Genomic DNA, 14,427 nt, shown 5'->3' on the forward strand with positions numbered 1-14,427 from the left:
TCACTCATGACAGTTAAAGTTGGTATTAACGGTTTCGGACGTATTGGACGCCTTGCTTTCCGCCGTATTCAAGACGTAGAAGGTATTGAAGTAGTAGCAATTAACGACTTGACAGATTCCAAAATGCTGGCACATCTGTTGAAATATGATACAACACAAGGTACTTTCCAAGGACAAGTAGAAGTACATGACGGTTTCTTCAAAGTAAACGGTAAAGAAGTTAAAGTTTTGGCTAACCGTAACCCTGAAGAATTGCCTTGGGGAGACCTGGGCGTAGACATCGTTCTGGAATGCACAGGTTTCTTCACAACTAAAGAAGCTGCTGAGAAACATTTGAAAGGCGGCGCTAAAAAAGTTGTTATCTCCGCTCCAGCTACTGGCGACATGAAAACTGTCGTTTACAACGTAAACCATGAAATTCTGGACGGAACTGAAACTGTAATTTCCGGTGCTTCTTGCACAACTAACTGCTTGGCTCCTATGGCTAAAACACTGCAAGACAAATTTGGTATCGTTGAAGGCTTGATGACTACAATTCACGCTTACACTGGCGACCAAAACACTTTGGATGCTCCACATGCTAAAGGTGACTTCCGTCGTGCTCGCGCAGCAGCTGAAAACATCATCCCTAACACTACTGGTGCTGCTAAAGCAATCGGTCTGGTTATCCCTGAGCTGAAAGGTAAATTGGATGGTGCAGCTCAACGTGTTCCAGTACCAACAGGTTCCCTGACTGAGCTGGTAACAGTTCTGGAGAAAAACGTAACTGCTGAAGAAATCAACGCAGCGATGAAAGAAGCTTCCGATCCTGAAACTTACGGATACACTGAAGATCAAATCGTTTCTTCTGACATCAAAGGTCTGACTTTTGGTTCCCTGTTTGATGCAACTCAAACTAAAGTTCTGACTGTTGGCGACAAACAATTGGTTAAAACTGTAGCTTGGTATGACAACGAAATGTCCTACACTGCACAATTGATCCGTACGTTGGAATACTTCGCTAAATTGGCTAAATAAGAATTCCTTATCGAGCAACATCATAGAGCGGAAACAGGTGTTATTGTTTCCGCTCTTTATATATCAAAATGTGCCTTAAATTCCTGTTTCGTAAAATTATAAGGGTGCGGAGGAATATGGAGATGAACAAAAAGAGCGTACGTGATATAGAACTGAATGGAAAACGGGTGTTTGTTCGTGTAGATTTTAACGTTCCGGTTGAGGATGGTAAAATTACCGATGACAAGCGTATTCGCGAAACCTTGCCAACCATTAACTACCTGATTGAAAAAGGTGCAAAAGTTATTTTGGCGAGTCACTTTGGACGTCCAAAGGGTCAAGTTGTTGAATCCATGCGTCTGACTGCTGCTGGTGTGCGTTTGTCAGAACTGCTTAATAAGCCTGTTGTTAAGGTGGACGAAGCAGTTGGCGAGGCTGTTAAAGCGAAAGTGGCTGAACTGAAAAACGGCGATGTGCTATTGCTTGAAAATGTACGCTTCTACCCAGGAGAAGAGAAAAATGATCCTGAACTGGCGAAGCAATTTGCTGAGCTGGCTGACATTTTCGTGAATGATGCTTTTGGTGCAGCACACCGTGCTCATGCTTCTACAGAAGGTATCGCGCATCTTCTTCCGGCTGTTTCCGGCTTGCTGATGGAAAGAGAGTTGTCTGTTATTGGTAAAGCCCTGTCGAATCCAGATCGTCCTTTTACAGCCATTATTGGCGGTTCCAAAGTAAAAGACAAAATCGACGTAATCGACAACCTGTTGAACATTGCAGATAACGTAATTATTGGCGGCGGTTTGACTTATACATTCTTCAAAGCTCAAGGTCATGAAGTGGGTCAATCTTTGCTGGATGAATCCAAACTGGACGTTGCTCTTGGATTTATTGAAAAAGCGAAGAAGCTTGGCAAAAACTTCTACCTTCCTGTGGATATCGTTATTTCTGACGATTTCAGCGCTACAGCGAACACGAACATTGTGGACATCGACGGCATTCCTGCAGATTGGGAAGGCGTGGATATCGGACCGAAAACTCGCAAAATCTATGCAGATGTTATCAAAAACTCCAAATTGGTTGTTTGGAATGGACCAATGGGTGTATTTGAAATCGAGCCTTTCGCTGGCGGTACTCGTGAAGTAGCGGAAGCTTGTGCTACAACAGAAGCATACACCATCATTGGTGGCGGTGATTCTGCGGCTGCGGCTGAAAAATTCCACTTGGCTGACAAAATGGATCACATCTCCACTGGCGGCGGCGCATCCCTGGAATTCATGGAAGGCAAAGCACTTCCGGGTGTTGTTGCACTTAACGATAAATAATCAAACGCATTACGCGTAATAAAGGCTTTAGGGCACCTAATAGTTAGGAGTTGAAACCATTGAGAACACCGATTATCGCGGGTAACTGGAAGATGTTCAAAACCGTACCAGAAGCTAAAACCTTCATCGAAGAGATCAAAGGTAAAGCAGAGGTTGCAGGAGTGGAGAGCGTTATCTGTGCTCCATTTACAAATCTTCCTGCTCTGGTTGAAGCAGTAAAAGGTACATCTATTAAAATCGGCGCACAAAACCTGCACTTTGCAGAAGATGGCGCATTTACAGGTGAAATCAGCGGCGGAATGCTGAAAGATCTGGGCGTAGACTACGTTGTGATCGGACACTCCGAGCGTCGTGAGTATTTCAACGAAACAGACGAAACGGTGAACAAAAAGGTTCATGCAGCATTCCGTCATGGATTGACACCAATCGTATGCGTAGGCGAAAAGCTGGAAGACCGTGAAGCAGGTCAAACCAAAGAAGTTGTAAAAGTGCAAACTGTAGCAGCTTTTGCTGGTCTGGCTAAAGATCAAGCGGCACAAGTTGTAGTTGCTTATGAGCCAATCTGGGCCATCGGAACAGGCAAATCCTCCACTTCGCAGGATGCGAATGAAGTGATTTCCTACATCCGTAGTTTGATTAAAGAGCTGTATGATGAAAATACAGCAAATGCTGTACGTATTCAGTACGGTGGTAGTGTAAAACCTGAAAATGTTACTGAGTACCTGGGTCAAAGCGATATCGACGGCGCGCTCGTGGGCGGTGCCAGTCTTCAACCGGCGTCGTACATCGCGCTTGTTGAGGGGGCGAAGTAAGATGACAGCACCAAAACCGGTAGCTTTAATTATTATGGACGGATTCGGACTGCGTGACACTGTGGAAGGCAATGCGGTTGCACAGGCCAATAAACCGAATTACGACCGGTATTTAAAACAGTATCCACATACTACTTTGACGGCTTCTGGTGAAGCGGTGGGTCTGCCGGAAGGACAAATGGGTAACTCCGAAGTAGGTCACTTGAACATCGGCGCAGGCCGAATCGTATATCAAGATTTGACTCGTATTTCGAAGTCCATCCGTGAAGGCGAGTTCTTCGACAATGAAACATTGGTTAAAGCCGTGCAGCATGCGAAGAAGAACAACACTAAACTTCACTTGTACGGACTTCTGTCCGACGGTGGTGTGCATAGCCATATCAGCCATCTGTTCGCTATGCTGGATCTGGCTAAAAAAGAAGGATTAACCGAAGTGTACATTCATGCTTTCATGGATGGACGTGACGTTATGCCTGATAGCGGCGTAGGCTTTATGCAACAACTGGTCGCTAAAATTCAGGAAGTGGGCATTGGCCAAATTGCAACCGTACAAGGACGCTATTATGCAATGGACCGCGACAAACGTTGGGAACGTGTTGAGAAATCTTACCGTGCAATCGTATACGGTGAAGGCCCTCAATATACCGACCCACTCGAAGCATTGAAGGAATCGTATGAAAAATCAGTGTTCGATGAATTTGTGGAGCCAACTGTTATTGTGAAGGCTGATGGAAGCCCTGTAGGGCTGGTTGAAAGCAATGACTCTGTCGTATTCCTGAATTTCCGTCCTGACCGTGCGATTCAATTGTCTCAAGTATTTACCAATGAAGATTTCCGTGGTTTTGACCGTGGGCCACAATGGCCTAAAAATCTGCACTTTGTTTGCCTGACCTTGTTCAGTGAAACGGTTGGAGGCTTTGTTGCCTATGAACCGAAAAACCTGGACAACACGTTTGGCGAAGTGCTGGTACAAAACAACAAAAAGCAATTGCGTATTGCTGAGACAGAAAAGTATCCGCACGTTACTTTCTTTTTCAGTGGCGGACGCGATGTGGAGCTTCCTGGCGAAACTCGTATTTTGATCAACTCGCCTAAAGTGGCTACATATGATCTGCAGCCTGAAATGAGTGCGTATGAAGTAGCGGATGCTGCTGTTAAGGAAATCGAAGCCGACAAGCATGATGCGATTATCCTGAACTTTGCCAATCCGGATATGGTTGGACACTCCGGTATGCTGGAACCAACAATTAAGGCAGTAGAGACGACGGATGAATGTGTTGGACGTGTTGTAGATGCAGTTAAAGCCAAAGGCGGCGTGGTAATTATCATCGCTGACCATGGTAACGCGGATATGGAAATTGATGAGCAGGGACGTCCGTTCACAGCTCACACAACGAATCCGGTTCCGTTCATTTTGACTGACGAAAATATCGTTCTACGTGAGCATGGAATTCTGGCTGACGTAGCTCCAACGCTTCTGGATTTGATGCAACTTCCGCAACCTGCGGAAATGACAGGAAAATCTATGATTGCATCCCGCAAGTAAGCTTGATTTAATAAGTATAGGTTTGACCAATAAATTATGAATTACAAAGGAGATTAAGTACAAATGACTATTATTTCTGACGTGTACGCTCGCGAAGTCCTCGACTCCCGTGGTAACCCTACGGTTGAAGTTGAAGTATATCTGGAATCCGGTGCGATTGGTCGCGCTATCGTTCCTTCTGGTGCATCCACAGGCGCTCACGAAGCTGTAGAGCTTCGCGATAACGACAAATCCCGTTACCTGGGTAAAGGTGTTCTGCAAGCAGTTAAAAACGTGAACGAAATTATTGCTCCTGAAGTAATCGGCTTGGATGCTGTGAACCAAGTAGAAATCGATACACTGATGATCAAATTGGATGGTACTCCAAACAAAGGTAAACTGGGTGCAAATGCAATTCTGGCTGTATCCATGGCTGTCGCTCGCGCTGCTGCTGAAGCTCTGGGCTTGCCACTGTACACTTACCTGGGTGGATTCAACGCTAAACAATTGCCAGTACCAATGATGAACATCGTTAATGGTGGTGCTCATGCCGACAATAACGTTGACGTACAAGAATTCATGGTTCTGCCTGTAGGCGCTCCTACATTTAAAGAAGCTCTGCGTGTTGGCGCAGAAATCTTCCATAACCTGAAATCTGTACTGAATTCCAAAGGCTTGAACACAGCTGTTGGTGATGAAGGTGGTTTTGCTCCTAACTTCAAATCCAACGAAGAAGCTCTGTCCACTATTATCGAAGCAATCGAAAAAGCTGGTTACAAACCAGGTGTTGACGTATTCCTCGGTATGGACGTTGCCTCCACTGAGTTCTTCAAAGATGGCAAATACACTTTGGAAGGCGAAGGCAAATCCTTCACTTCTGCTGAGTTCGTTGACCTGCTTGCTTCTTGGGTTGATAAATACCCAATCATCACAATCGAAGATGGCTGCTCCGAAGATGACTGGGAAGGTTGGAAATTGCTCACTGAAAAACTGGGCAACAAAATCCAATTGGTTGGTGACGACCTGTTCGTAACTAACACCGAGCGTCTGGCTAAAGGTATCGATGAAAACATCGGTAACTCTATCCTGATCAAAGTAAACCAAATCGGTACGCTGACTGAAACATTCGATGCTATCGAATTGGCTAAACGCGCAGGATACACAGCTGTAATCTCTCACCGTTCCGGTGAATCCGAAGACAGCACAATCGCTGATATCGCTGTTGCAACAAATGCAGGCCAAATCAAAACTGGTGCTCCTTCCCGTACTGACCGTATTGCGAAGTACAACCAATTGCTCCGCATTGAGGATCAACTGGGCGAACTGGCTCAATACCATGGCCTGAAATCTTTCTACAACCTGAAAAAATAATATTGCGAAAAATGCTGACAGCGTCTTAGATTGATGGTTTATGATCACGAAGTCTGAGGCCCGAAGCTTTTACGCATGAATTAACCAGACCTGCTCGCTATATGCAAGCAGGTCTGGTTTTTGTTATGAATAATGTATCTATTATCTACACAAGCTTAATGGCTAAGTGTCTTACTGTAGCTGTTGTTATCTACTGGAAGCTGTGGTAGAATAAAAATAGTGTTTTGCGTTAATTTCCGGCTATTTAAAGCATGATATGTGCATGTTTTCATAAAAGAGGCTGTGTTGTTTTGCAAAACAGATGTATAAGCTCAGGAGGTGGGATTTTTCATGGAAATCTTTTTGAAAGTGCTGCTCGTTGTGTTCTCGATTGCTGTTATAGCGGTTGTTTTACTGCAAAAGGGGAAAAGCGCAGGTTTGTCCGGTGCCATCTCTGGCGGTGCTGAGCATCTGTTCGGCAAGACCAAAGCTCGCGGTATGGATTTGATTTTACAACGCGTAACTGCTGTTTTGGGTGCATGTTTTATGATCGTTTCCGTTTTGGTTGCATTTTTCGCAAAATAAGATAAGTATATACCTTAAGCCTTCGTTTCATGGGAAACGGGGGCTTTTTTGGATTTTGGACAGGCAGGGATGCCGTCGATTAAATTCGTGTATACTAGGGTATGAGTATATTAAGAGCCTTGTATCAGGAACAAGGAACATGCGGATTTATTACTGAAAATTAAAGGTCACCCGAGGTGGACAAAATTATGATAACAGAGCAACAACTACTTGATTTCATGCGCGAGACCGCATACAAGCCTATGACATACCAGGAGCTGGAGCAACATTTTGATGTTAAGGATGCAGAAGAGTTTCGTGAATTCCTTAAGCTTTTGAACGCATTGGAGGAAGACGGGAAAATTTTGCTGACCCGCACGAACCGTTATGGTGTTCCAGAACGGATGGATTTGCAGCGCGGGCGTTTGCAGGCCCATGCCAAGGGCTTTGCTTTTTTGATTCCAGAGGACCGGGAGCACCCGGATGTATACATTCATGCTAACGACTTAAAGAGCGCAATGAATGGAGATACGGTACTGGTAAGAGTGACGTCAAAGGGACCTGCGGGTGGCCGATTAGAAGGCGAAGTTGTGCGAATCGTGAAGCGCGCAGTGCTTCAGGTAGTCGGTGTGTTTCAGAGCCACGAAGCATATGGTTTTGTTTTGCCGGATGATAAACGTATTAATCGGGACATTTTCATTCCTAAGGACAGCTTCAACGGAGCTGTGAACGGGCAAAAGGTCGTCGTACGTATTGTGAGCTATCCAGAAGGACGTGCAGCGGCGGAAGGCGAAGTGCTGGAAGTGCTGGGTCATAAGGATGATCCGGGCGTCGACATATTGTCCGTTATTCGCAAGCATCAGCTTCCGGAAGCCTTTCCGGATGAAGTGATGGCGGAAGCGGATCAGGCTCCTGATGCGATTACGGAAGAAGAAATTATACGTCAAGGACGGCGTGATTTGCGCGATAAGGTCATTGTTACCATCGACGGTGAGGATGCCAAAGACCTCGATGATGCGGTTAATGTAGAGCGCTTGCCGAATGGAAACTACCGTCTGGGCGTTCATATTGCTGACGTAGGGTATTATGTGCGTGAGAACTCCAAACTGGATCAGGAGGCATATAACCGCGGTTGTAGTGTGTATTTGGTTGACCGCGTCATTCCGATGCTTCCACATCGACTTTCAAACGGAATATGTTCATTGAATCCTCAGGTGGATCGACTGACTTTATCCTGTGAGATGGAATTCAATGAGCATATGAAGGTCGTAAAGCATGATATTTTCACCAGCGTGATTAAAACAAAGGAACGGATGACCTACACGAACGTTCGCAAAATCCTCGAAGAGGAAGATGCAGAACTGATGGAACGCTACAAGGACCTGGTTGATGTATTCCGTACGATGAAGGATTTGGCGTTGAAGCTGCGTGCAAATCGGATGCGCCGGGGTGCGGTTGATTTTGATTTTGATGAGGCCAAAGTGATTGTAGATGACGAAGGCAAAGCTGTCGATATTGTGAAAAGGGATCGTACGATAGCCGAACAAATTATTGAAGAGTTCATGCTGGCGGCCAATGAAACGGTAGCCGAACATTTTCACTGGCTTAAGGTACCGTTCTTGTACCGAATTCATGAGGACCCCGATCCAGAGAAGCTGCAAAATTTTATGGCTTTCGCAGCTAATTTTGGTCATCAGATCAAAGGTCGAGGAAATTCCATTCATCCGCGTGCACTGCAAACATTGTTGGAAGACATTCAGGGTACGAAGGAGCAAACGGTGCTTAGCACGATGATGCTGCGTTCGATGAAGCAGGCAAAGTATGATGCAGAGTCAACAGGACATTTTGGACTGGCCGCGGAGTATTACTCTCATTTTACATCACCGATTCGTCGTTACCCTGACTTGGTAATTCACCGTGTTATTCGTGAGGTGTTGGAGAATGGCGGGGCTTTGACAGATGAGCGTCAGGAATACTTGACTGCACGCATGCCAGACATTGCTCAGCAATCCTCCGAGCGTGAACGTGTGGCTGTGGATGCAGAGCGTGACACAGAGCAAATGAAAAAGGCTGAATACATGCTGGACAAGGTTGGCGAGGAGTTCGAGGGGATCATCAGCAGTGTAACCAGCTTTGGGATGTTCATTGAGCTAGACAACACTGTCGAGGGTCTGACGCGTCTGAGTGCACTTACGGACGACTATTATCATTTTGACGAGCAGCATATGGCGTTAATCGGAGAACGCACCTCTAAGGTGTTCCGCATTGGGGATGAGGTTAAGGTTCGCGTCGCACGTGTGAATATGGAAGATTACACAATTGACTTTGAACTCGTCGATATGAAGCAACGGCAACGCCGTGAACGGACGGGTGGATCGAGCCAGGGCGGAGATTTTGCACGTGGCGAGGGCCGCGGTAAAGGCAGGGGCCGAGAAGGACGTGACCGCAAGGGCGGCAAGGACAAGGCTGGTAGAGAGCGTAAAGGCGGTCGTGAGGCGGCTGGAAAGCCTAAAGAGGGCGGTAACGGAGGCATCAGCACCGCAGGGCGTTCAGGGCGCGGCAGTGCTAACGGAGCAGGAACTGGTTCAGCTAGCAGCTTCGGCTTTGGCAGTGGCAAGGGCGGGTATAACTCGCCAGCATCCGGGGCAAGCAAGCGGCGGAAGAAGACGTCTGCCAGCGGGATCTTCATTGGTGATGCAGCTACCCCAGGTAATGATGCCAAATCAGGCGGTGAAGGCGCAGCACGTCGCAAGCGGAAAAAAAAGGGCGCTAACGGTGGAAATAGCACCGCTGGGTTTGTACGGAAAAAGAAAAAGTAGGTTGATATAAATTATTTGTGAGGTGACTATGGCTTCCAAGAGTAGTGAATGAAGCTTACGGAGGCTTAGGTATATGAGCGGTTTCTGTCAGTAGTAATGGATAGAAGCCGCTTGATTTTAATGTGCTATGGGGGTAATTAGAAATGTAGCAGCCCTGACCTTTCTTGCTTTTACCATCTGAAATTTGTTACAATATATTTCTAGGGTAGCTCTTTGTAGCTGGATTTCTAGTTGAATTAAGTTATGTATAAGGAGTGGTATTCATGGGTAAGAAGGCAGACGGGAAAGTGCTCGCCCAGAACAAAAAAGCTTCCCATGACTATTTTATTGAGGACACCTACGAGGCGGGCATGGTGTTAACGGGAACGGAAATTAAGTCTCTGCGGAATGGTCGCTCTAACATAAGTGATGCTTTTGCTACGATCCGTAATGGTGAAATTCATATTCACAATATGCATATCAGCCCTTTTGAACAAGGTAATCGTAACAATCCGATCGATCCGACGCGTACGCGTAAGCTGCTGCTGCATAAAGAGCAGATTCGTAAGCTTATTGGTCTGTCCAAACAGGAAGGCTACACCATCGTGCCGCTCAAGATCTATGTTCGTAACGGTTATGCCAAACTGCTACTTGGACTGGGTAGAGGTAAAAAGCAGTATGATAAGCGCGAAACAGCTGCCAAACGTGATGCACAGCGTGATATCCAACGTGCTTTACGAGAGAAGCAAAAAATTGCAAGATAAGCAGTCTACTTACTCTGTATGGTACAAATTACGTGGATAAGTTACTTGTTCCTGTAATGGTGCTATTTTATCGAGCCTTAATGGCCTCATTCCGTTTCGTTATGACATGTAATATGTTATACTAACGTAGTAGTAAATTTTCAATGCATCTTGATTTAACTTGATTCGAGTGTTGAATCTTAGGATTCAGCTTTTGATATTATGCACTTATGCTCCGGTATTTCCGGATTTATCCGTGGAGCCCTTTTATAATAAGGGGGCGTTTATGGATTCGACGGGGATAGTTCGAGCATGGGTAGCGGGTAGTGGGGACGCGTCCACTTCATCAACGCTAAAGCCTATTAAACGGCAAACAACAAAACAACTACGCTTTCGCAGCTTAATAACCTGTGAGCGTGCTCCTCTCCTGCATCGCCCATGTGCCGGATGTAGGGGCTAACCTATAGTGGGATACGCTGTCACATCTCCGCCTGGGGTGTGCTGAAGAAGACAATCAGGCTGACCCAACGTATAGCCGGTTACGGGGCGATACTCGGGTGACATCAAAACTGTGACTACACCCGTAGAAGCTTATGTGTCGTTATCTTCGGACAGGGGTTCGACTCCCCTCGCCTCCATTTGAGTAAGACAAGAAAGCCATCAGCCAGTGTTTCTGGTTGGTGGCTTTTTATTATCATTTATTGCTTAGAAATCAGTCATTAATCAAGCGATTCCACGCTACAATATCTACTTTTTTTACATGCGGATACGCCTCATGTTTTCTAAGAAACCTTATGGAATATTTCCCATGCACAAGGCTACTTCTCGATAGTACCAACGGTCTCTTTAACGATATGCTTTGAAGCGAAGGAAATAATACTTGTCTTCAATAAGTTCACTCATTTGGGATTAGGGTAGAACTAATGTGAATGTGATTTGCTATTTTAATATCTATTTCCTTTTGTACCATTACAGTTCATGCATTCATCCGTTAGCCATGGTAATTCAAAATAACAGAATTGATGGGGCTTTCTGTAAACAAAGTCTTTATTCTATCCGATACATACATAAGAATGGTTTACTGTTAAAAATAACCTCTTAAACTCATGTTTGAATGGTGTGATAGCTACGAACACATGTAAACACAAGGTAGCTGGCGAACGTGCCTTGTGCCGCTGGAAAGGAGATATGAAAGCATCTGGACGTACTGCAAAACGGAATAGGGTATGAAAGTCTACGCTTATACGGTCCTTTTCAACCTCAGCATATGGAACAACTGCGAATTATCAGGACCGTTAACGATCATGCATACCTGTACGTGAGCGGAATGCTGTCGGAAGAACAGGGAGCCGCGTGTGTTGGACAGAGCATGGAGCAGGAACCGATTGTCATACGTCAGTTGAATGAGCAAGGACAGTCGCTTAGACGTTTGTTTCATGGGTTAATTACTCGCATGTCTGTGCACTGCATACGGGGAGTATACACTTTTGAACTGGAGGCGGCCTCGCATTCCTATCAAATGGATATCAAGACGAAAAGGCGCTCCTATCAGGACATACATCGTACCCATGATGATCTGGTCACTACAATGGTTCGGAAGTACATGTATGGAGATGCGATTGATACGGTGACCAATTATGCTAAATTAGGTACTTTTGTTTTACAATATGAAGAAACCGACTGGGCCTTTTTAAAGCGTCTTGTCTCTCGCTTTGGTTCGGTACTTGTACCGGAGATTACGGCTGTGTCACCTAAGATTTTCTTTGGGATGCCAGAAGGCAAGCAGTATAAGGTGGAGCGAGATGTATTTTATAGGGTACGGAAAACATTTCATGAGTTAGATACAGGAAAACCAGGGGAACGTGTTGGCGCGTATGTCACCTATACGATTGAAAATCTGCAATACTATGCGCTGGGTGACTTGATTACGTTACCCATTGGACAAGGCAAAGAGCTGGTCGTTGTGAGGGCAGTGACAGAGTTAAAGGACGGTTTACTCCAAACTCGTTACGATCTCCAAGCCGAACAGGATATTCAGTATGCTCGGTATGAAAATGATCAAGCCATCGGGATTTCACTCACGGGAACGGTGTTGAAAGTACAACAGGATTTGGTACAACTTCAACTGGAAATTGATCCGAAGCAAGACCCAGCTAAAGCTTGTTGGTTTCCCGTAGCTACCCGTTATGTCGCGGAAGAACATAGTGGCTGGTATGACATGCCTGAAGTTGGGGAACAAGTGGAGCTGTATTTACCTACACACTGTGAACAGGAAGCCTATGTGACCGATTCCTTACGACAGCATCGCCACGCCAATGGACAACCAGATGTGAAGGTATGGAAACACGTACAAGGCAGCGGCATCGAAATGTCTGAGCAGGAGCTGATCCTGTCCACTTCCGATGGGTTTTCGATTACACTACATGAGGATGCGGGTATCACCGTCAACAGTCCGGGGAATGTACAGATTCAGGGCGGTCATGTAAAGCTGGATGCAGGTCAGGAACTATCATTGGAAGCTGGAACCGCAATATATTTAAAAGGTGGAGCCAGCAGTATGGTGCTAGATGGTGAGACGGACACCAAAGCCCCTGTGATTTATCAGGAAGGTACGGTAAAAGCTCCAATTTTCGTAGCTGACCTCCCTCCTGTACCTGAGCCTCCATTGATGAATATTAAGGCGTATGAGGCCGCGCAATCTGCCGCAGCCAACGCTTCTTCCAGTAGTGCGACTTCTGCTCCTACGGCAAAGGTTACAAGTCCAGCGGTGCTTCAACAGGCCAATGCTTTACTGGGTACAGTATCCAAGCTATTAGGTTCCATTCCAGCAGTCGGGAAAGTAGCCAATGTGATGTTGAATACATCGGGTGGACTAGCAGGTAAAGTGGCGGCAACGGTTTTACAAGTATCCGCAGCAATCCCTGTCCGAAGCAAAGGAACGCCTACCTTGGGAGCGTCTAAAGAAGCACGCATACATCCCTTAAAACATTGGGCAGGTTTGGCGCTTCAAGGATTGATTACTCAGTATGAGCATGAGCAAGCGAAACAAGCCTATTATAGCAAGTGGATTTTAGGCAAAGTATATACGAGTGCACGTCATGTAGCGCATTCCGGTGGTCCCCTAGAGCTCGTTCAAAACTTGCTGAAAGAATCGAACACTATAGTTTATGCTTATCAGCAAATTCCCACCGAGTTGAGACAACGCTGGAGGGCGAACTACGACAGTTACATGGCTCAACAGCCGCAGCCGAAGCAAGAGGAAGAATCTCAGTCCTGGTGGGATCTTATGGCGGAAGCCCAGTTCCAGAATGCGGAAAACGAAGCCATTATGGCGAAGCAGATGGCGAACGAGTTGGAGTATGCCGCAGATGTGAGTGGAGAAGTTGTATTAGGAGCAGGATCAGCAGTTGTAACAGATTACTCGTATGGATTAATGAATAAGGAATACGCCTCAGATCATCCGAAGGCACGTAAAACAGGTGAAGTGATCGGACATGCCTTAACAACTGTAGCCGGAGCTGTAGAAACGGTTGGTGCTGTGGGGGAAGGATTCTTAGGTGGTTTGATAACGACTACGGGAGTAGGGGCACCCGTAGGTGTACTTGCTATGGCACAATCTGCCTTTATGGGAGTACAAGGAACAACGGTAATGTATACCGGAGCATCTAATAGTGTGGAAAGTACTAAGGATCTTTATCGAATGTTTGAAAGCGAGGGGCCAAGTCCCAATAGATCAACGCCGTCTAAACCTTCTGGCGGAAAGCCAAGCAAGAGCGAAGGAACACCTGGCTCACAGAGACCGAGTAAACCCAACGAGAAGCCGTCCGGGACTAAGGGGAAGGATAAAGCTCCTACTAAGGCTTCTGCCGATAATCCATTTGATGATGCAGGGAAACTTAAACCGAATGTGAAGTATAAAGCTGGTGAGCACCAATATGATTATGAAACAGATCATCTGGGTAGAATTGATAAATTTAGTACTGATGATTTAAAATTAACAACAAGAGAAGAACGTTTACCACATAATCCGAAAACGCCAGGCAAAGAGCCAGGCGACCATGCGGGTCATTTAGCAGGAGATAGATTTGGTGGTTCACCAGATCTGGACAATTTGGTTTCACAGTCTAGTAATATAAATTTAAGCCAATACAAAAAAATAGAGAACCAGTGGGCTAAAGCCTTGAAAAATGGAAAACAGGTGAAAGTCGACGCAGAAGTTAAATATGAGGGGGATAGTTTGCGACCGTCCGAATTTAATGTACAGTATGAAATAGATGGTGAGGTTTTCACCAAGAGTTTATTAAATTGAAAAGG

General features: G+C 45.7%; 9 protein-coding genes and 1 other RNA gene. All 10 read left to right on the forward strand.

Going from position 1 to position 14,427, the window contains the following annotated elements; genetic code table 11:
- The first annotated feature begins 6 nt into the window (after nucleotides 1-6).
- The 10 genes from gap to ACH59B_RS00980 all read left to right on the forward strand — a co-directional run bounded on the left by gap (nucleotide 7) and on the right by ACH59B_RS00980 (nucleotide 14,422).
- Complete coding sequence (gene gap / locus ACH59B_RS00935) at nucleotides 7-1,017, forward strand: type I glyceraldehyde-3-phosphate dehydrogenase (RefSeq protein ID WP_017427870.1); 1,011 nt, start codon at nucleotides 7-9, stop codon at nucleotides 1,015-1,017.
- Between the two features lie 122 nt (nucleotides 1,018-1,139).
- Nucleotides 1,140-2,321, forward strand: coding sequence for a phosphoglycerate kinase (locus ACH59B_RS00940; protein WP_016820125.1), 1,182 nt, complete (start codon nucleotides 1,140-1,142; stop codon nucleotides 2,319-2,321).
- A gap of 59 nt (nucleotides 2,322-2,380) precedes the next feature.
- Nucleotides 2,381-3,133 carry a triose-phosphate isomerase gene (gene tpiA / locus ACH59B_RS00945; protein WP_013308264.1) on the forward strand — a complete coding sequence of 251 codons (753 nt, stop codon included), beginning with the start codon at nucleotides 2,381-2,383 and terminating at the stop codon, nucleotides 3,131-3,133.
- Between the two features lies 1 nt (nucleotide 3,134).
- The gene (gpmI, locus tag ACH59B_RS00950; RefSeq protein WP_016820126.1) at nucleotides 3,135-4,679 is read left to right on the forward strand and encodes a 2,3-bisphosphoglycerate-independent phosphoglycerate mutase; all 1,545 of its coding nucleotides are present in this window, start codon (nucleotides 3,135-3,137) and stop codon (nucleotides 4,677-4,679) included.
- Nucleotides 4,680-4,742: 63 nt separating this feature from the next.
- Entirely contained in the window at nucleotides 4,743-6,029 is a 1,287-nt protein-coding gene (gene eno / locus ACH59B_RS00955) for a phosphopyruvate hydratase (protein WP_013368821.1), read from the forward strand.
- A gap of 330 nt (nucleotides 6,030-6,359) precedes the next feature.
- A complete protein-coding gene (gene secG, locus ACH59B_RS00960) occupies nucleotides 6,360-6,593 on the forward strand; it encodes a preprotein translocase subunit SecG (RefSeq protein ID WP_013368823.1) in 234 nt (77 codons plus the stop codon).
- Nucleotides 6,594-6,781: 188 nt separating this feature from the next.
- Complete coding sequence (gene rnr / locus ACH59B_RS00965; RefSeq protein ID WP_090890848.1) at nucleotides 6,782-9,391, forward strand: ribonuclease R; 2,610 nt, start codon at nucleotides 6,782-6,784, stop codon at nucleotides 9,389-9,391.
- A 263-nt stretch (nucleotides 9,392-9,654) separates the two neighbouring features.
- Nucleotides 9,655-10,134, forward strand: a complete 480-nt coding sequence (gene smpB, locus ACH59B_RS00970) for an SsrA-binding protein SmpB (RefSeq protein ID WP_090890846.1) — start codon at nucleotides 9,655-9,657, stop codon at nucleotides 10,132-10,134.
- A 255-nt stretch (nucleotides 10,135-10,389) separates the two neighbouring features.
- Nucleotides 10,390-10,754, forward strand: a transfer-messenger RNA (tmRNA) gene (gene ssrA, locus ACH59B_RS00975).
- A 557-nt stretch (nucleotides 10,755-11,311) separates the two neighbouring features.
- Nucleotides 11,312-14,422 carry a DNA/RNA non-specific endonuclease gene (locus tag ACH59B_RS00980; protein WP_404303912.1) on the forward strand — a complete coding sequence of 1,037 codons (3,111 nt, stop codon included), beginning with the start codon at nucleotides 11,312-11,314 and terminating at the stop codon, nucleotides 14,420-14,422.
- Nucleotides 14,423-14,427: the final 5 nt, after the last annotated feature.

Origin of the sequence: Paenibacillus sp. DP01, assembly GCF_044784315.1 — a bacterium.
Taxonomy (GTDB): domain Bacteria; phylum Bacillota; class Bacilli; order Paenibacillales; family Paenibacillaceae; genus Paenibacillus; species Paenibacillus polymyxa.